General features: G+C 65.5%; 17 protein-coding genes. 15 read left to right on the top strand and 2 right to left on the bottom strand.

Features of this window, described 5'->3' with window-relative positions:
- Positions 1-44: 44 nt before the first annotated feature.
- The 5 genes from QRN51_RS07710 to dapF all read left to right on the top strand — a co-directional run bounded on the left by QRN51_RS07710 (position 45) and on the right by dapF (position 5,571).
- On the top strand, positions 45-635 hold the full coding sequence (locus QRN51_RS07710; protein WP_284989329.1) for a regulatory protein RecX: 591 nt from the start codon (positions 45-47) through the stop codon (positions 633-635).
- Between the two features lie 128 nt (positions 636-763).
- Positions 764-2,005 carry an aggregation-promoting factor C-terminal-like domain-containing protein gene (locus tag QRN51_RS07705; protein WP_284989328.1) on the top strand — a complete coding sequence of 414 codons (1,242 nt, stop codon included), beginning with the start codon at positions 764-766 and terminating at the stop codon, positions 2,003-2,005.
- A 22-nt stretch (positions 2,006-2,027) separates the two neighbouring features.
- The gene (gene miaB / locus QRN51_RS07700) at positions 2,028-3,623 is read left to right on the top strand and encodes a tRNA (N6-isopentenyl adenosine(37)-C2)-methylthiotransferase MiaB (RefSeq protein ID WP_284989327.1); all 1,596 of its coding nucleotides are present in this window, start codon (positions 2,028-2,030) and stop codon (positions 3,621-3,623) included.
- Positions 3,624-3,629: 6 nt separating this feature from the next.
- On the top strand, positions 3,630-4,571 hold the full coding sequence (miaA, locus tag QRN51_RS07695; RefSeq protein WP_284989326.1) for a tRNA (adenosine(37)-N6)-dimethylallyltransferase MiaA: 942 nt from the start codon (positions 3,630-3,632) through the stop codon (positions 4,569-4,571).
- A 31-nt stretch (positions 4,572-4,602) separates the two neighbouring features.
- On the top strand, positions 4,603-5,571 hold the full coding sequence (gene dapF / locus QRN51_RS07690) for a diaminopimelate epimerase (protein WP_284989325.1): 969 nt from the start codon (positions 4,603-4,605) through the stop codon (positions 5,569-5,571).
- Here the strand turns inward: dapF and QRN51_RS07685 are convergent.
- Complete coding sequence (locus tag QRN51_RS07685) at positions 5,552-6,166, bottom strand: class I SAM-dependent methyltransferase (RefSeq protein WP_059387802.1); 615 nt, start codon at positions 6,164-6,166, stop codon at positions 5,552-5,554. The two genes, dapF and QRN51_RS07685, sit on opposite strands and share 20 nt — an antisense overlap.
- A gap of 402 nt (positions 6,167-6,568) precedes the next feature.
- Here QRN51_RS07685 and hflX point away from each other — a divergent pair, with 402 nt between their 5' ends.
- Positions 6,569-8,131: a GTPase HflX gene (hflX, locus tag QRN51_RS07680; RefSeq protein WP_284989324.1), complete on the top strand. Its 1,563-nt coding sequence runs from the start codon at positions 6,569-6,571 to the stop codon at positions 8,129-8,131.
- On the top strand, positions 8,124-10,187 hold the full coding sequence (locus QRN51_RS07675; protein ID WP_284989323.1) for an ATP-dependent DNA helicase: 2,064 nt from the start codon (positions 8,124-8,126) through the stop codon (positions 10,185-10,187). The genes hflX and QRN51_RS07675 overlap by 8 nt, the downstream gene beginning before the upstream one ends.
- Before the next feature lie 43 nt (positions 10,188-10,230).
- Here the strand turns inward: QRN51_RS07675 and lexA are convergent, their stop codons facing one another.
- On the bottom strand, positions 10,231-10,980 hold the full coding sequence (lexA, locus tag QRN51_RS07670; RefSeq protein WP_059387803.1) for a transcriptional repressor LexA: 750 nt from the start codon (positions 10,978-10,980) through the stop codon (positions 10,231-10,233).
- A gap of 367 nt (positions 10,981-11,347) precedes the next feature.
- Here lexA and QRN51_RS07665 point away from each other — a divergent pair, with 367 nt between their 5' ends.
- From QRN51_RS07665 to QRN51_RS07630, 8 genes are all read left to right on the top strand, one after another.
- Positions 11,348-11,707 (top strand): LysM peptidoglycan-binding domain-containing protein, encoded by a 360-nt coding sequence (locus QRN51_RS07665; protein ID WP_059387800.1) that lies wholly within the window; start codon positions 11,348-11,350, stop codon positions 11,705-11,707.
- Positions 11,708-11,797: 90 nt separating this feature from the next.
- Entirely contained in the window at positions 11,798-12,916 is a 1,119-nt protein-coding gene (locus QRN51_RS07660) for a histidinol-phosphate transaminase (RefSeq protein WP_284989322.1), read from the top strand.
- 43 nt (positions 12,917-12,959) lie between these two features.
- On the top strand, positions 12,960-13,586 hold the full coding sequence (gene hisB / locus QRN51_RS07655) for an imidazoleglycerol-phosphate dehydratase HisB (RefSeq protein WP_284989321.1): 627 nt from the start codon (positions 12,960-12,962) through the stop codon (positions 13,584-13,586).
- Positions 13,583-14,338, top strand: coding sequence for an imidazole glycerol phosphate synthase subunit HisH (gene hisH, locus QRN51_RS07650; protein WP_284989320.1), 756 nt, complete (start codon positions 13,583-13,585; stop codon positions 14,336-14,338). The genes hisB and hisH overlap by 4 nt, the downstream gene beginning before the upstream one ends.
- A 1-nt stretch (position 14,339) precedes the next feature.
- Positions 14,340-14,498, top strand: coding sequence for a CG2302 family histidine operon protein (locus QRN51_RS07645; RefSeq protein WP_172465499.1), 159 nt, complete (start codon positions 14,340-14,342; stop codon positions 14,496-14,498).
- Between the two features lie 45 nt (positions 14,499-14,543).
- Positions 14,544-15,290, top strand: coding sequence for a bifunctional 1-(5-phosphoribosyl)-5-((5-phosphoribosylamino)methylideneamino)imidazole-4-carboxamide isomerase/phosphoribosylanthranilate isomerase PriA (gene priA / locus QRN51_RS07640; RefSeq protein ID WP_059387797.1), 747 nt, complete (start codon positions 14,544-14,546; stop codon positions 15,288-15,290).
- The gene (locus tag QRN51_RS07635) at positions 15,290-16,192 is read left to right on the top strand and encodes an SseB family protein (protein ID WP_284989319.1); all 903 of its coding nucleotides are present in this window, start codon (positions 15,290-15,292) and stop codon (positions 16,190-16,192) included. Before priA ends, QRN51_RS07635 begins: the two co-directional genes overlap by 1 nt.
- 57 nt (positions 16,193-16,249) lie before the next feature.
- Positions 16,250-17,584 (top strand): MFS transporter, encoded by a 1,335-nt coding sequence (locus QRN51_RS07630; RefSeq protein ID WP_284989318.1) that lies wholly within the window; start codon positions 16,250-16,252, stop codon positions 17,582-17,584.
- Positions 17,585-17,591 lie beyond the last annotated feature (7 nt).

Below are 17,591 nucleotides of genomic sequence, written 5' to 3'. Positions count from 1 at the left end.
CCTCAAGTTCTTCCCGGTCGTGGGGCCCGTCTGCGGATTCGTCCGTGGCGGCGGACCCTGAGGCCAATCCGGAATCGGTAGCCCGGTCCATTGTTTTGCGGCAACTGACCAACTCGCCCAAGAGCAGGCTTCAGCTTGCCCGCAAACTGGCCGAACGGAACGTGCCGGAGGAGGTGGCCGAAGCCGTGCTGGACCGCTTCGAGGAAGTCCGGCTCATTGATGACGCCGATTTCGCCGAGATGTGGGTCCGCAGCCGTTCCCAGTCGAGGAAACTCGCCCGAGGTGCCTTGAGGCGCGAATTGGCGGACAAAGGCATCGACACTGAAACCGCGGAGCAGGCGCTCGCGCAAGTGAGTGACGACGACGAGCGGAACGCGGCCAGGGATCTGGTCGCGCGCCGCTTGAGGGCCGGGACGGACCTTTCCGACAGGGCCGAGCGGGACAAGCAAACCCGGCGGCTCGCGTCGATGCTTGCCCGCAAGGGTTACCAGCCATCCACGGCATTCCGGATTGTCGGCGAGGTCTTGGACGAAACCTTGGCGCAGGAGTCTGGCTCCTATGGCGCCGGAGAGTACGGCGGTCCTGAAGCACACGGTCCTGAAGCAGGCAGTCCTGAAGCAGAGGACATCGGCTAAACGGTGTCTCGGAGAAACTGAGAGCTGCCTGTGAGTATTGTCCCCGGCGGCGGGGTTGGGTGGCTTCTGGGTGCCTGTCGGCTAAGGTTCTGGACTAGTGTTCCGAGTCGGGAGGCAGGTCAGATCCAATGAATCCGTTGTCGTTACGGCTTTCGGCAATCATTGTGCCCTTGCTTGTCGCGTCGCTTCTCCAAGCAGGCCCGGCTTCGGCGGACGACGATGCCCCGCCGTCGGGCTATCCCAGCTGGGCAGAAGTACAGCAAGCCCAAGGGAACGAAGCTGCCGCAAGCGCCGAAGTAGACCGCATCAACCAGTTATTGGCTGGACTTCAGCAGAAATCCGGAGAGCTCGGCGCGGCGGCCATCAAGGCCGGAACTGAGTACGCCAAGGCCCATGACGCCCTGCAGCACCAGCAGGCAGTCACCCAGAAACTGGCCGAGGCGTCCCAACAGGCCAAGGCAAAAGCGGATTCCTTGAGAAAGGCCACGTCCTCCCTGGTGGTCCAGGCATACGAGTCGGGCGGCTTCGATCCCGGTCCCTGGTCCCTTGCGAACGCCGCCATCGCGCCGGACAACATTCAAAATTTCGCCTTGCTGAACAGGGTCCTGGATCGTACGGCGAAGCTGCACGATGATGCCCTGAGCGCGTCCCGGGCATCTGCCGCCGCAACCGCCCAGGAACAAGCCGCCCGCGATGTGCTGGCCCAGTTGGACAGCGACGCCGCGGCAAAGGCCCAGGCCGCAGAGTCTGCAAGGCGGGCAGCCGAAGACAGCGTGGCCGCCACGGACGGCCAGCGAAAGACCATGGTGGCCCAACTCGCGTCCTTGACCTCCACTTCTGCCGCTGTCGCACAGAAATATCAAGAAGGCCAGGTTGCGCTTGCCGCGTACCAGGCCGCCCAGGAGGCCAAGAGGGATGCGGCGCAGCGCAAGGCGATAGCCGACGCAGCGGCAGCCGCAGCGGCCGCCGCCAACAACCAGCAAGCGGTCCAGCCGCCCCTCAGCAGTGGAGGAGGCGGCGGCTTCGTAGGCGGGGGTGGCGGTGGCGGGGGAAACGTCGTCAACGACCCCGCCGGCGCACGGCAATACGCGTCCTCCCGGCTCGGCGCCTATGGTTGGGGCCAGGACCAAATGCAGTGCCTGTCCTTGCTGTGGACCCAGGAATCAAGCTGGATGACGGACGCCACCAATCCCAGCAGCGGCGCTTACGGTGTAGCGCAGGCGCTGCCGCCGGACAAGTACTATTCGGCAGGCAGCGACTGGCTCAGCAACTACCGGACCCAGATCGATTGGGGCCTCGGCTATATCCGCGACCGTTACGGTTCGCCCTGCAACGCTTGGCAGCATGAGATGGGCTTCAACTGGTACTAGTCCGAGGGGCTACCCTAGATTGGTGAGTTCCCCTTCTGCAGCACCAGCACCAGCCCCCGTTCAGCAGCCCGCTCCGGGCCCTGTCGTCGATCCGGCACCCGAGCACGCGGCGAAGCGCACCTACCAGGTCCGCACCTTCGGTTGCCAAATGAATGTCCATGATTCCGAGCGCATGGCAGGGCTCCTCGAGGATGCAGGGTACGTGCCGTTCGACGGCGGCGTCGCCGACGTCGTGGTTTTCAACACCTGTGCCGTCCGTGAGAACGCCGACAACAAGCTTTACGGCAACCTCGGGGAACTCAAACAGGTCAAGGCCGCCCATCCTGGAATGCAGATTGCCGTCGGCGGATGCCTTGCGCAAAAGGACCGCGAAACCATCGTGCGCAAGGCGCCGTGGGTGGACGCAGTCTTCGGGACCCACAATGTAGGGGCGCTCCCGGCGTTGCTGGACAGGGCCCGCCACAACAACGAGGCACAGCTGGAAATCCTGGAGTCGCTGGACGTCTTCCCCTCCACCTTGCCGACCAAGCGCGACTCCGTGTACTCGGGCTGGGTTTCCATCTCCGTCGGGTGCAACAACACCTGCACCTTCTGCATCGTGCCGTCGCTCCGCGGCAAGGAGAAGGACCGACGTCCCGGCGAGATCCTCGCCGAAATCCAGGCGTTGGTGGACGACGGCGCCGTCGAGGTGACGCTGCTCGGGCAGAACGTGAACTCCTACGGCGTGGAATTCGGGGACCGCTTGGCTTTCTCCAAACTGCTCCGCGCCTGCGGTGATATCGAAGGCCTCGAGCGTGTCCGTTTCACGAGCCCGCACCCGGCTGCCTTCACCGACGACGTCATCGACGCGATGGCCGAGACCGCCAATGTCATGCCGCAGTTGCACATGCCCCTCCAGTCCGGTTCGGACAAGGTCCTCAAGGACATGCGCCGCTCCTACCGTTCGACCAAGTTCCTGGGGATCCTGGACAAGGTCCGCGACAAGATTCCCCACGCCGCGATCACCACGGACATCATCGTGGGCTTCCCCGGCGAGACGGAAGAGGACTTCCAAGCCACGCTCGACGTCGTCGAGAAGTCACGCTTCGCCTCAGCCTTCACCTTCCAGTACTCCAAGCGCCCGGGCACCCCGGCCGCGGATCTTCCGGACCAGCTGCCCAAGGCCGTTGTCCAGGAACGCTACGAGCGGCTGACGGCCCTCCAGGACCGCATCGCGGCCGAGGAGAACGCGAAACAGCTCGGACGCCGGGTTGAACTGCTTGTCACGGCCCAATCCGGCCGCAAGGCCGAGGAAACGCATCGCCTTTCGGGTCGTTCCCAGGACCAGCGCCTGGTCCACTTCTCCGTGCCGGAAGGCGCGGAGACTCCGCGGCCCGGCGATTTCGTTACCGTGACCATCACCGAGGCAGCTGCCTTCCACCTCGTCTCCGATCCGGCGACAACGGCGGACTACAGCTTGAGGCGCTCCCGTGCCGGCGACGCGTGGGACCGCTCGCAGGCCGATTCCTGCGGCGCTCCAGCCCCGAGTGCCTCGGGCGCAGGGTCCGGCGGCATCGGGTCTTCAGGTTCAAGGGCCGTCTCCCTCGGTATGCCGTCGCTCCCCGTACGACGCGGTTAGCCCGGCATGGCAGCAGTACCGGCCGGGTCAGCTGATCCGAATCCGCCCGTGATCGCCGTCGTCGGCCCCACCGGTTCCGGCAAGTCCGATCTCGCCGTCCACCTCGCCCTCGCGCTCGACGGCGAGGTCATCAACGCCGATGCCATGCAGTTCTACCGTGGAATGGACATCGGCACGGCCAAGATCACCGTCGCCGGACGCAGGGGAGTGCCCCACCACCTCCTGGACACGATGGAGGTCACCGAGGAAGCCAGCGTCTCCGCTTTCCAGGCCGACTGCCGCGCCGCCATCCGTGATATCCATGGCCGAGGCAAGCGCGCCATCCTGGTGGGCGGCTCCGGCCTCTACGTCCGCGCAGCCTTGGATGTCCTGGAATTTCCCGGCACGGACCCCGGCGTGCGGCAGCGGCTGGAACAGGAGCACGAAACCTCCGGTCTTCCAAGCCTCCAGGAACGCCTCCAACGCATCGACCCCGTGTCCGCCGGCAGGCTCGGCGACGCCCGCCGCGTCATCCGCGCGCTGGAAGTCTTCGAGCTCACCGGCCGCCCGTTCAGCTCCTTCATGCCGCAGCGCGAGTACTTCCAGCCGGCCGTGCAGATAGGGCTCGACGTCGACCGGGGGATACTGCGCGAGCGTTTGGCCGAGCGCGTGCTGAAGATGGTCGACGCGGGACTTCTTGAAGAGGTCGCGCGGCTGGACGCCGTCGGACTGCGGCAAGGCAAGACGGCATCGCGGGCGCTCGGATACGCGCAGTTCCTGAAGGTCCTCGACGGCGAATCCGACACAGCTGCCGCGGTCGAAGAAACCATCGTGGCCACCCGGCAATTCGCCCGGCGCCAGCTCACGTGGTTCCGGGCGGACCCCCGGATCCACTGGCTGGACTGGCAGGATACGGATTTGGTGGCCAAAGCCGCAGAAATCTGCGCGAGTCCGGCGTCGGTGATTTAGGCGCAACCCCCAGTACAGGTAGCCTTGAGCCATGGATGAAACCCTTGCATTTTCCGCCCCGCAGCCTGCCGCTGCCGGCGGTTCCGTACCCGCCTCCGGTCTTCACGGGCTGGCCTTCTCCAAGGGGCACGGTACGGGCAACGACTTCGTCCTCATTGCGGACCCCGAAGACGCACACCAGATCTCTCCGGAGCAGGTCGCAGCGCTCTGCAACCGCCACCGGGGCATTGGCGGCGACGGGCTCATCCGGGCAGTCCCGTCACGATTCCTGCCCGAAGGCCTCCAGCTGCTCGAGGCGGATTCCGCTGCCGAGTGGTTCATGGACTACCGCAACGGCGACGGCTCGTTGTCCGAAATGTGCGGCAACGGAGTCCGCGTCTTCGTCCAATTCCTGATCGAGCAAGGACTTGTCACCCTCAACGCCGGTGAATCCCTGACCATCGGGACGCGCGGCGGCATCAAGAAGATTGTCCGGACCGCTGAGGGCTATGCGGTGGACATGGGTCCGTGGGAGTTCATTTTCCCCAAGGATGCCACCAGCAAGGCCATGGACTCCCTCGTGAGCGCCGACGGACTGGAAGTGGCCCGGCCTGCCCTTTCTGTCAGCATGGGCAATCCGCACACTGTGGTGGCGTTGGCCGAACTTTCAGAACTCAAATCCACGCAGCTCTTCAAGGCGCCCGTCGTCGATCCCAAGCCGGCCAACGGCACCAACGTCGAATTCGTGGTTCCCGCTGAGCCCCTCGTCCACGAAGGCGTAGGCAACATCACGATGCGAGTGCACGAACGCGGCGTCGGCGAGACCCAATCGTGCGGCACCGGCGCCTGCGCGGCCGCCGTCGCCATCCGGCACTGGGCCGGGGAAGGTGCTCCCGACACGTGGCGCGTCAACGTGCCGGGCGGCGTCGTCGGCGTGCGGTTCTTCCCCGGAGAAAGCGGCCGCGAACACGTGGAGCTCAGCGGCCCCGCCGTGATTGTCGCTAGCGGGACGCTTTCCTGACCCGCAGGACGCGGAAGGATTTCGACGTGCTTTCCCGGGACACCGCGAAGGAACCATCGAGGGTATCGGCCAGCCAGCGCTGAAGCGAGTCCGCGCCAAGGTTCTTCTGCACCACGAGCCAGGCGTTTCCACCCGGAGCGAGCCGCGGCAGCCAGGTGAGCAGCAGGCTGTGGAGTTCATCCTTGCCGATACGGATGGGCGGGTTTGACCAGATAGTGTCGAACGTCACGGCGGGATCGACCTCGTCGGGCAGGCTCGCGGTGACATTCCCGAGCTCCAGGAGTGCGGCGTTCTCGTTGGTCAAGGTGACGCAGCGTTCGTTGACGTCGACGGCGTGGACCTGAGCGTGCGGCGCCATGAGCCCCATGGTCAACGCAATGGGACCCCAGCCGCAGCCGATGTCCAACAGGTTTCCCTGCGGCGCCGGCGGTGGAACCTCGGAGAGAAGGATCGCGGTTCCCTTGTCGATCCCGTCGGGGCTGAAGATACCGCCCGATGTCTGGAGCCGGCGGGTCGCGCCGGCCAGTTCCACCGTGAGGGGCTTGCGGGTGAACGGCCCCGCGGGCTGTGCGCTGAAATAGTGAGCAGACTCCATAGCTTGCCAGATTAGTGGCCAGCAGCGGGCAAGGGAAACCGCGCACTGCTCCAAACTGCCCCGGCCCGGGCTTGACGAGGTCTGATAGCGTGGTTCGCATGTTCTTGATCTCCGAGTAACCGACTCCGTGTAGCCGGCACCGCCCGCGACGCAGGCCTGCATTATGTGCAGCGCCATTCCGCCTTGGCATGTCCGTTCCAGACGCCGTTCTTGACGCTTGGACACTCAGCAGATCGTCCCCTCCCGCCCCTGGGATCTGTGTTCGCAATCCGCGCAGCCCGTCCGGATGGAGACCCCAGGCCATCGGCAGAGGCTTGCCAGGCATCAGCCCTGCGCGAATTCCGCGCCACAAGAGACGAATCGGCACTATTCTGGAAGTGCCGAACCCCCTAAAAGGAGACCATGACCACGCAGAAGAACACCGGACCCGATTCCGACGCCCAGGACATGAGTCCTGAAGAAATCCAGGCTGTCATCGACCGGATTCTCTCCAAGGACGCACCTGCCATAGTTCAGGACCGCGACGAGCCCCGGGGCGTGTTTGGCAAAGCCCAGGCAATTTCCCGCCTGGACGAAGAGCACAGCATCTACGACGGCGATCAAGAGGACCTGGCCGAACGCCGGGCCCTGCGCCGTACCGCCGGGCTGTCCACGGAACTTGAAGATGTTACCGAGGTCGAATACCGGCAGCTGCGCCTTGAGCGCGTCGTGCTGGCAGGCCTCTGGACCGAAGGCACCCTGGCCGACGCCGAGAATTCCCTGAGGGAGCTCGCCGCCTTGGCCGAAACCGCCGGCTCGGAAGTCTTGGACGGCATCGTCCAGCGCCGCATGAAACCGGACCCCGGCACCTTCCTTGGCTCAGGCAAAGCGTTGGAGCTCAAGGACATCGTGATGTCCACCGGAGCCGATACCGTGGTGGTCGACGCCGAACTGACCCCGTCCCAGCGGCGTGGCCTTGAAGACATCGTCAAGGTCAAGGTGGTGGACCGCACCACGTTGATCCTCGACATCTTCGCGCAGCATGCCAAGAGCCGCGAGGGCAAGGCCCAGGTTGAGCTCGCACAGTTGGAATACCTGTTGCCGCGCCTGCGTGGTTGGGGCGATTCCATGTCCCGCCAGGCCGGTGGCCAGGTGGGTGGCGCGGGTGCCGGCATGGGTTCGCGTGGTCCTGGTGAAACCAAGATCGAACTGGACCGGCGTCGAATCCGTACACGCATGGCCAAGCTGCGGCGCGAAATCGCCGCCATGAAGCCATCGCGCGAGACCAAGCGGGCCAACCGCCGTCGTAATGCCGTTCCTTCGGTTGCCATCGCCGGTTACACGAACGCCGGAAAGTCGTCACTGCTCAACCGCCTGACGGATGCCGGTGTCCTCGTGGAGAACGCGTTGTTCGCCACCCTGGATCCGACGGTGCGCAAGGCCCAGACCCCTGACGGAATCGGCTACACGCTCTCGGACACCGTCGGCTTCGTGCGTTCGCTGCCCACCCAGCTCGTGGAGGCTTTCCGCTCCACGCTGGAAGAAGTGGCCGACGCCGATCTGATCCTCCACGTGGTGGACGTTTCGCATCCCGATCCGGAAGGCCAGATCGCGGCCGTCCGCACGGTGTTCAGCGAAGTGGATGCCCGGAAGATCCCGGAAATCATCGTCCTGAACAAGGCGGACGCCGCTGATCCGTTCGTCATTGAGCGGCTCAAGCAAAAAGAGCCACGCCACGTCGTCGTGTCCACCCGCACCGGGCAGGGCATTGCCGAGCTCCTCGGGGCTATCAGCGAGGCTATTCCGCGCCCTGGCGTGCGCCTTGAAGTCCTGATTCCGTACAACCGCGGCGAGCTCATCAACAAGCTGCACAATACCGACGCCGAAATCCTCAGCCTTGAGCATGAGGAGGAAGGCACCCGCGTGGTGGCCATGGTCCACGAGAACCTGGCAGCCGAGTTGGAGTCGTTCGTCAGCAATGGTTGATCCAGAGGCGGGGGAGCGCGGCGAAACCGTGGGGGAACGGACCGCCCTCGAACTCCTGGACAAAGCCGTTGCCGGCATGGGAGGCCAAAACCGCACGGGCCAGCACCAGATGGCCAGGCAGGTGGCGCGGGCGATCGAGACCGGCGAACACCTCCTGGTCCAGGCGGGCACTGGCACTGGCAAGTCCCTTGCGTACCTGATTCCGTTGATTGCGCACTCGATGGAGAGCAACAAGCCCACGCTCGTGTCCACGGCCACCTTGGCCCTGCAGACGCAGATCGTGGGCCGGGATCTGCCCCGGCTCCTGGAAACCATCAATCCGGAGCTGGAGCGCCCGGTCAGCATCGCCCTGGTCAAAGGCCGGGCCAACTATGTCTGCCGGCACAAGCTGGAGGGCGGGTTCCCCAGCGAGGAACCGGCTGAGGGGCAGCTGTTCTCCCTTGGCGAGGACACCAGCGTTCCGCATCTGGCCGCAGCCATCGGTGGGCCTGCCTCGCAGCTTGGCAAGGAAGTCGTGCGGCTGCGTGAATGGGCGGCGAAGACCACGACGGGGGACCGCGACGAACTCATGCCGGGCGTGACGGACCGGGCCTGGCGCCAGGTATCCGTCACGTCCATGGAGTGCCTCGGAGCGCAAAAGTGTCCGATGGCCGAGGAGTGCTTCAGCGAGCTCGCCCGCCACCGCGCCGCGGAGTCCGACGTCGTGGTCACCAACCACGCGATGCTCGCCGTCAGCGCCTTTGAAGGGCTGGCCGTCCTGCCCGAATACGACGTCGTGGTGGTGGACGAAGCACACGAGCTCCAGGACCGCGTGACCGGTGCCGTGTCCGGGCAGCTGTCCGTGGCGATGATCCATGCCGCTGCCTCCAGCGCCCGCAAACACACGGCCATCACCGTGGACGCGCTGAACGCCGCCGCGGATCGCTTGGAACTGGCGATCACGGGAGCGCCGTCCGGCCTCTTGCCCAACGGGCTCAATGACGAACAACTTGATGGCGTGGACCAGCTCCGGGAAGCGTGCCGTGCGGCGCTTTCCGATTCGAAGGGGGATTCGTCCAACGCGGTCGACGGCGGACGTCAGCTCGCGCGCTCACGGCTCATGCTGATCCTCGAGTTGTGCGAACGGCTGCTCTCCGCCCGGGAAAACAGGGAAGTCGTGTGGCTCTCCCGGAACAGCAGCTTCGATCCCCAGCAGGGCTACACGGCCCCCGACGAGGACTCGCCGGCGCTCATCAACATCGCGCCGCTCAGCGTCGCCGGACGCCTCCGCGAAGGGCTCTTCGCGGGCCATACCGTGGTGTTGACCTCTGCCACTTTGGCTATCGGGTCTGCATTCGAGGCCACAGCCGGAGGGCTGGGCTTGACTGGCCAGGGCGCCCCCAGCTGGACGGGCGTGGATGTCGGCTCGCCCTTCGACTACCCGAAGCAGGGCATGCTGTACGTCGCCAAGCACCTGCCCAAGCCGGGTCGCGGCACCTCGCCCGAAGCGTTGGACGAACTTGAAGAGCTCATCAAGGCCTCGCACGGCGGAGCTTTGTGCCTGTTCTCTTCCCGTCGTGCGGCTGAGGACGCCGCGGAAGCGATGCGGTCGCGCCTGGATGTGGACATCCTGTGCCAGGGAGAATCGACCATGGCCGCGCTGGTCAGGCAGTTTGCCGAGGAGGAGGACACCTGCCTGTTCGGCACCATGTCCCTCTGGCAGGGCGTCGACGTTCCCGGCGGTTCATGCCGGCTGGTCGTAATTGACCGGATCCCGTTCCCTCGCCCGGACGATCCCCTGATGACGGCACGGTCCCGCGCGGTCGCCCAGGCCGGGGGCAACGGTTTCATGGCAGTGTCTGCAACGCACGCGGCCATCCGGCTGGCACAAGGGGCCGGCCGCCTCATCCGTTCAACGGGGGACAAGGGCGTCGTGGCAGTACTGGATTCACGGCTTTCGACGGAGCGCTACGGCAACTTCCTCAGGGCAGCGTTGCCGCCCTTCTGGCCCACCACGGACCGTTCAGTGGTGCGCGGTGCCCTCGAACGTCTTTACGCCGAGTCGGCCACGGCCTAAGGCAGGGGCCCCTCGGGTGAGGGTGCCTTAGAGCGAGCGCGTCCTAGAGTGAGCGCAGGACCGAGACGACTTTGCCCATGATGGTGGCATGGTCGCCCAGGATGGGTTCGTACTGCGTGTTCTGCGGGAGCAGCCACGTGTGGCCGTCGCGCTGCCGGAAGGTCTTGACGGTGGCTTCGTCGTCCAGGAGTGCGGCCACGATGTCGCCGTTGAGTGCGTCGTTTTGACGCCGCACTACCACCCAGTCTCCATCGCAGATAGCGGCGTCGATCATGGAATCACCGGCGACCTTGAGCATGAAGAGCTCGCCATGGCCTACCAATTGCCGGGGCAGAGGCAGGACGTCCTCAACGGTCTGGTCGGCCAGGATGGGTCCACCGGCAGCAATGCGCCCGACGAGGGGAACCATGGCCGTGTCACTGGCACTCGCGAGTTCCGTGACGGCCAGGCCGCCGGCGCTGCGGAGTTTCGCCGGCGCTTCAACGCCGGGGATGACGGAGCCACCGTCCAGGGTCAACGGCATGAGAACTTCCATGGCGCGTGGACGCTTGGGATCGCGGCGAAGATAACCGAGCTTCTCGAGCTGCGACAACTGGTGGGTGACGCTGGACAAGCTGGCCAAGCCGACCGTGTCTCCGATTTCGCGCATCGACGGCGGATACCCGTGATCGTTCACTGAACGTTGGATGGTCTCCAGGATTTTCTTCTGGCGGACGGTCAGGCTCTTGGGGGCCTTCTGCGGCTGCTGGCTCCGCGCTGAGGCCGACCCGCTGCCAGTGGCTTTCGCTGCCATGTTCGCCAACACCCTTCCGTTCCGTCCGCGCGGCCCTGAGGGGCTTGCCGGGACTGTCGGCCTGAAATGTCAGACCCTCCTGTTGCACTGATTCAGTGCTCGTTCCTTCACTCAAACGTAGGGCAGGCGCAGGCGTTTATCAAACATTTGTTCTAGCGAGTCTCGACATCGTTCGTTGATAAGTGCTAAAAATGTCGTAGCAAGGTTCGAATATGTGTTCTATAAAAGTGGTGCGGGGTCCGGGTGTTCGCCCGAATCGTTCGAAGACAACAACGAACAACCGTCCTGCAAGCACTGAATGAAGGCAAGAATTGGCAGCCGCAACCAGAGATTCCGGAACGCGGCATTGTTCAGAAGGGCTCAGCTCATGTCCGCAATCACCATCACCCACACACCCGGCCACGGTGCGCCGGCGGGCCGGCTCCGCCTGACCCGCAGGGGCCGCATGGTCTTCTTCGGCGTCCCGGCCATGCTCCTGGTTGCAGCGCTCCTTAGCCTGGCGGGATTCCTGAATTCGCCGGCCAAGGCTGCTGATTCCGCCGCTGAGCTGCAGCCCACCTCCAGCACGAGCGTCACGGTACAAGTGGGCCAGTCCTTGTGGGGGATTGCGGGAAGCGCCGCACCGTCCCGGGATCCACGCGACGTCGTTGCGGAGATCATCCAGCTGAACAACCTCCAGGACGGCCACATCGTGCCCGGCCAGCAGCTGTTCATTCCTTCGACTTAGCGGCAACTTGGACCGGGTTGCCCGGCCCCTGGACGGTCTCCGTGCCGTCACAGTTTCAGGGCATCCGCCGCGGCACCTTAAACTGTCATGGTGAGTGACCAGCTTGAGCGACTTGACCGACTTCCCCTCCGGACCAACCTTCGCGGCCTGAGCCCCTATGGCGCGCCGCAGCTTGATGTTCCGATTTTGCTCAACGTCAACGAAAACACGCATGGCGTCCCAGCGGACGTCCAGGCGGCCATCACCGAAGCGGTCGCGGCAGCCGCCACCGGACTGAACCGCTACCCGGACCGCGAGTTCACCGAATTGCGCGAAGCCCTTGCGGAATACCTTGGCCACGACCTTTCGGCCGAGAACATCTGGGCAGCCAACGGCTCCAATGAAGTACTCCAGCAGATCCTCCAAGTCTTCGGCGGCCCGGGCAGGTCCGCGCTCGGTTTCCCGCCGACGTACTCCATGTACCCTTTGCTCGCGAGCGGAACCGACACTGCATACATCGCTGGTGTTCGCGCTGAAGACTATGGCCTCGATGCGGCCTCGGCGGCCGCGCAGGTCCGTGAACTCAAGCCCAATGTCGTGTTCCTTTGCTCCCCGAACAACCCCACCGGCACGGGACTTGGCCTGGACGTTGTCGAAGCCGTGTACGACGCCGGCGAGGCGAGCCGGACCGTGGTGATCGTGGACGAGGCCTACCACGAGTTCGCCCACGACAACACGCCAAGCGCGTTGACGCTCCTCCCCGGCCGGGAGCGCCTTATTGTGTCCCGGACCATGAGCAAGGCGTTCGCCCTCGCCGGTGCGCGCATCGGCTACATGGCAGCTGCCCCCGAGGTCGCCGACGCCATCCGTCTGGTACGCCTTCCGTACCACCTCTCCGCCATCACCCAGGCGACCGCACTGGCGGCCCTCCGTCACCGCGAAGCCCTCATGGCGGACGTCGAGGACATCAAGGTCCAGCGCGATCGCATTGTCAGCGAGTTGACCCGCATGGGCTTCAAGCCGGCTGCCTCGGATTCGAACTACGTATTTTTCGGCGGAATCGAGAATCCCCACGCCCTGTGGCAAGGCCTGCTGGAGCGCGGAGTCCTGATCCGCGACGTCGGCATCCCGGGCCACCTCCGTGTCACCGCCGGCACGGAGCCTGAAACCACTGCATTCCTCAAGGCGCTCGAAGCCTTGCTGGACGGCCAGGTCTCCGCACCGGCCTAGACTTGAACAAGTCCCACCACTCCTTCCTCCTAAGGACATATCGATGAGCGAAAACGGCGCCAGCACGGCGGCCGCCCGGACAGCACGCATGGAACGCACCACCAGCGAATCCTCCGTCCTGGTTGAAATCAACCTCGACGGCACGGGCGTCTCGGATATCAGCACCTCGGTGCCGTTCTATGACCACATGCTGACGGCGCTCTGCAAGCATTCGCTCATCGACATGACCGTCAAGGCGAGCGGAGACACCCACATCGACGCCCACCACACCGTGGAGGACGTTGCCATTACCTTCGGCGAGGTCCTGCGCATCGCCTTGGGTAACAAAGCAGGGATCCGTCGGTTCGGCGAGGCCACGGTCCCGTTGGATGAAGCGTTGGCCCACGCCGTCGTCGACGTCTCCGGACGTCCTTACCTGGTCCACGGCGGTGAGCCCGCAGGGCAGGAATACCACCTGATCGGTGGACACTTCACCGGTTCGCTGACCCGCCACGTCTTTGAGGCCATCACCTTGCACGCCGGTATCTGCCTCCACATGAATGTCCTGGCCGGCCGGGATCCGCACCACATCGTGGAGGCCCAGTTCAAGGCCTTTGCCCGTGCACTTCGTTCCGCCGTCGAGTCCGACCCCCGTGTCGAAGGCATTCCGTCCACCAAGGGTGCCTTGTGAGTGGGCAGATCCTCAAGGACGGCGCTGTGGTCGATCCGAAGGCTGCCAGCCGCATCGTCTCGCCCGAGGGAAAGCCGACCGTAACGGTCCTTGACTACGGCTCGGGCAACGTCCGCTCGGCGGTCCGCGCGCTTGAGCGTGCCGGAGCGGCAGTCACGTTGAGCGCCAAACCCGAAGACGTCCTGAACGCCGACGGTCTCCTGGTCCCCGGCGTCGGCGCCTTCGAAACGGTGATGCGCGAACTCAAGGCAGTGGACGCGATCCGGATGATCGGCCGTCGCGTTGCCGGAGGCCGGCCAGTCCTGGGTATCTGCGTAGGGCTCCAGGTCCTGTTCGAGGCCGGAGTGGAGCACGGTACCGAGGCCGAAGGCATGGGCGAGTGGCCCGGCAAAGTGGAACTCCTGCCTGCCCCCGTTGTGCCGCACATGGGCTGGAACACTGTGGACGTGCCGGAAGGCTCGAAGCTGTTCGCCGGCGTCGAGCACGAACGCTTCTATTTTGTGCACTCGTATGGCGTACAGAAGTGGGAATTCGACGTTGTCCAGCCCCGCATGGCTCCGCCGACGGTGACGTGGTCCGAACACGGCGCCCCCTTCATCGCCGCCGTGGAAAACGGACCGTTGTGTGCCACGCAATTCCACCCCGAGAAGTCGGGCGACGCCGGAGCCCGGCTCCTGCGCAACTGGGTTGAGGGTTTGCGCCCGCAAGCAAAAACCCAGCCGCAGCCGACCGAGGCCGGAGGCGCTGCCTGATATGTGGTCCGTTATCTTCATGGGCGCAGCCGGGCTGCTGGTTGGCGGCGGAATCTCCTTCCACCAGCAGAAACGCCCCGCCTGGGTCTCCATTTCGTTCTACGTACTCGCCGGCTTGGCTCTGCTGGCCGCCTACCTCTTCACTTTGCCTGCAAAATAAGTTGCCGGGCAACTGACGCCCGTCCCCACAACACCGAGGACTTCAATGACCACCGCCTCCGAACTGCCCGTTCTGGAACTCCTGCCCGCCGTCGACATCGTGGACGGCCAGGCCGTTCGTCTCCTTCAGGGAGAAGCCGGCTCCGAGACCAGTTACGGCACCCCGCTGGAAGCGGCGCTGAACTGGCAGAACGCCGGAGCCGAGTGGGTGCACATGGTGGACCTTGACGCGGCGTTCGGACGCGGCAACAACGCCGGCCTCATCAGCGAGGTCGTCTCGCAGCTGAACGTCAAGGTGGAGCTGTCCGGCGGACTGCGCGACGACGAATCCCTTGAGCGCGCGCTTGAGCTCGGCGTCGCCCGCGTGAACCTCGGAACCGCCGCGCTGGAGAATCCGGAATGGACCCGCCGGGCCATCGACCGCTTCGGTGACAAGATCGCCGTCGGGCTCGACGTCCGTGGAACGACGCTCGCAGGCCGGGGCTGGACCAAGGAAGGCGGGGACCTCTGGGAGGTGCTGGCCCGCCTTGAGGATGCCGGCTGCGCCCGTTACGTGGTCACCGACGTCACGAAGGACGGGACACTGCAGGGACCCAACGTCGAGCTGTTGCGCCAGATGGTCGAAAAGACCGGCAAGCCCGTTGTCGCGTCGGGCGGCATCTCCAGCCTTGAGGACCTGCGCGTCCTGCGGGAGCTCGTACCGCTTGGGGTCGAAGGAGCGATCGTCGGCAAGGCGCTGTATGCCGGTGCCTTTACGCTCCCGGAAGCCCTGGACGTCGCCGGCCGCCGCTGATGTCGCAGGATCCACAGTCCCCGGCTGCTGACCGGGCTTCGACTCCGGCCGCACGGCCGTTGCCCGGACACATCGCTGCGGCCCTGGCAGGTGCTGGCGGCGCAGGCGATTCCGCCGGCCAGCCCTGGGCAGGCCGCGACCTGAGCGGCGACGCCGCCAAGATCCATAATTTCGAGGACGACGACGGAACGGCCGACGCCGGATACCTCGGCGCCGTCGCGGCATTGCTCTCAGGAACCGGCAGCGAGGCCGGTGTGGTGGCTTCGTTGGCAACGGCGAGGGTGTTCGTCCCGGTGGTGGCCCAGCTCGCTGAGGAAGCCGAGGGCGTGGACGGACTCCATGCGGACAAGCAGGCCGACATGGCGCTCGTGACATTGAAGGCGCCGGATGGCCGCACGGCCATGCCTGTGTTCACGTCGGCGGCCGCCCTTGAAGCCTGGCATCCGCAGGCCCGTCCCGTCGCTGTTTATGCGGCCCGGGCAGCGCTGTCTGCCGTCTCCGAAGGAGCCCAGTTGCTCGTCCTGGATCCCGGTTCGGATGTCACCTTCGTCGTCCGCCGGCCTGCCATGTGGTCACTGGCACAGCAGCGCGACTGGACGCCGTCGTACCTTGATGATGAACTGGAGTCTGCTCTCAATTCCATGGCAGGGATGTACCCGGCCGTGCGGCGCCTGGAGGTGCGGCCGGGATCTGGAATGGCTTCGCGCACGGCTGACGGATCGGCCATGGCCGGCGGGGGACCCGGGCCCGAATTGCGCGTGGTGCTGTACCTCGAAGACGGCCTGGACGCCGCCGCGGTGCAGGATCTCGTCTCCGGACTGAACGGGCGTTGGGCGCAGAACGAATTGTTCGCCGAGCGGGTTGACTCGATCGAGGTCAGCTTGCAGCGGGCGGCACAGTAGCCGAAGGCACAGGGGGAACGTCCTTGTCCTGCCCTCGGCAGAACAGAGGATGAGCTCGTGAATTTCTCTCTCTACCGGGAGATGCTGTCCATCACGTCCGTGCGGCGTCTCCTGCTGGTGGGCATGGTGGCCCGCATACCGCACTCGGCAGCGGGAGTCCTGCTCACCCTGCACATCGTGCTGACTTTGGGCAAGGGATATGCCGCCGCCGGTGCTGCCGCGGCGGTATTCACCATCGGCATCGCGATCGGCGCTCCGTGGCGGGGGCGGCGCGTGGACACTGTCGGCCTGCGCAAGGCGCTTATTCCTTCCGTTGTGTCTGAGTTGGTGATTTGGTCCGTGGTGCCGCACGTCAGTTACGAATGGATCCTCCCACTTGTCTTCGTCGGGGGCCTGTTGACGCTGCCCATCTTCAGCGTCATCCGCCAGTCCCTGGGGGTGCTGGTTGACGGCGAGCAGCGGCGTTCGGCCTATGCGCTGGACTCCATTGGCACCGAAGTGGTCTTCATGATCGGCCCCGCGGTGGGCGCGGTCGTGGCTACCAGCGGGTTCACGGTCCCCGGCCTGACCATCGTGGGTGTGTGCACTTCGGCCGCCGGGCTCTTCCTTCTCTGGTTCAACCCGCCCACCCGCAGCGAGGGCGTCCTGGACGCCGGCCAGACGGCCGACCGGGATGCCGATGAGCTTCATGCGGCCGAAGCCGCGGTGGTGGCATCGGCTCCGGCCCGTCTTCAGGAGGCGGCTTCGGAGATGGCTCCGACAGTGTCGCAACCTTCCGGGTTGCGGGGAAAGATGGCCCGGAACTTCACATGGTTCACCGCGGCGGTAGCCGCCGTGTTCGCCGTCGCCGCAGGATCCGGAATGGTCCTGAGCGGCACCGACGTCGGAATCGTCGCGGTGTTGCAGCGCGGCGGGCACGAGAGCGAGATCGGAATTGTCTTCTTCTTCTGGTGCGCCTCATCGGTAGTCGGCGGGCTCATCTACGGCGCCATGCACCGGCCCGTCTCGCCCATCCTGCTCCTGCTGGGAATGGCGGCATTGACCATCCCGATGGGCTTCGCCGGGGACACGTGGACCCTTGCATTGTTGTCTCTGCTTCCCGGCCTGCTCTGCGCGCCGGTGCTGTCCGCGGCGTCGGAAAAGGTCGCCGACATCGTGGATGAGGAGCGGCGCGGCGAGGCCATGGGCTGGTACGGCTCGGCCCTCACTGCAGGTGTGGCTTTCGGTTCGCCCGTCGCGGGCCTCTTCATCGACGGCGTGGGACCGTGGGCCGGCTTCGTCGCCATCGGGACGGCGGGAGTGGTGTTGTGCCTTGCCGGGTTGTTCCTCCAGTTGCGTCGGCGCCGGAGCATGACCATCACCCAGGCGGGCGCGGGAGACCCCGCCACCTGAGTCGCGC

It is taken from the genome of Arthrobacter sp. efr-133-TYG-120, from assembly GCF_030209785.1.
In the GTDB taxonomy this organism is placed as follows: domain Bacteria; phylum Actinomycetota; class Actinomycetes; order Actinomycetales; family Micrococcaceae; genus Arthrobacter.
This window is presented reverse-complemented; position numbering and strand designations above follow the sequence as displayed.

Bases quoted from the DNA above. Each gene is read 5' to 3' on its own strand.
- QRN51_RS07705 (WP_284989328.1), top strand. From the start codon at position 764: ATGAATCCGTTGTCGTTACGGCTTTCGGCAATCATTGTGCCCTTGCTT.
- miaA (WP_284989326.1), top strand. From the start codon at position 3,630: ATGGCAGCAGTACCGGCCGGGTCAGCTGATCCGAATCCGCCCGTGATC.
- dapF (WP_284989325.1), top strand. From the start codon at position 4,603: ATGGATGAAACCCTTGCATTTTCCGCCCCGCAGCCTGCCGCTGCCGGC.
- QRN51_RS07685 (WP_059387802.1), bottom strand. From the start codon at position 6,166: ATGGAGTCTGCTCACTATTTCAGCGCACAGCCCGCGGGGCCGTTCACC.
- hflX (WP_284989324.1), top strand. From the start codon at position 6,569: ATGACCACGCAGAAGAACACCGGACCCGATTCCGACGCCCAGGACATG.
- QRN51_RS07675 (WP_284989323.1), top strand. From the start codon at position 8,124: ATGGTTGATCCAGAGGCGGGGGAGCGCGGCGAAACCGTGGGGGAACGG.
- lexA (WP_059387803.1), bottom strand. From the start codon at position 10,980: ATGGCAGCGAAAGCCACTGGCAGCGGGTCGGCCTCAGCGCGGAGCCAG.
- QRN51_RS07665 (WP_059387800.1), top strand. From the start codon at position 11,348: ATGTCCGCAATCACCATCACCCACACACCCGGCCACGGTGCGCCGGCG.
- hisB (WP_284989321.1), top strand. From the start codon at position 12,960: ATGAGCGAAAACGGCGCCAGCACGGCGGCCGCCCGGACAGCACGCATG.
- QRN51_RS07645 (WP_172465499.1), top strand. From the start codon at position 14,340: ATGTGGTCCGTTATCTTCATGGGCGCAGCCGGGCTGCTGGTTGGCGGC.
- priA (WP_059387797.1), top strand. From the start codon at position 14,544: ATGACCACCGCCTCCGAACTGCCCGTTCTGGAACTCCTGCCCGCCGTC.
- QRN51_RS07635 (WP_284989319.1), top strand. From the start codon at position 15,290: ATGTCGCAGGATCCACAGTCCCCGGCTGCTGACCGGGCTTCGACTCCG.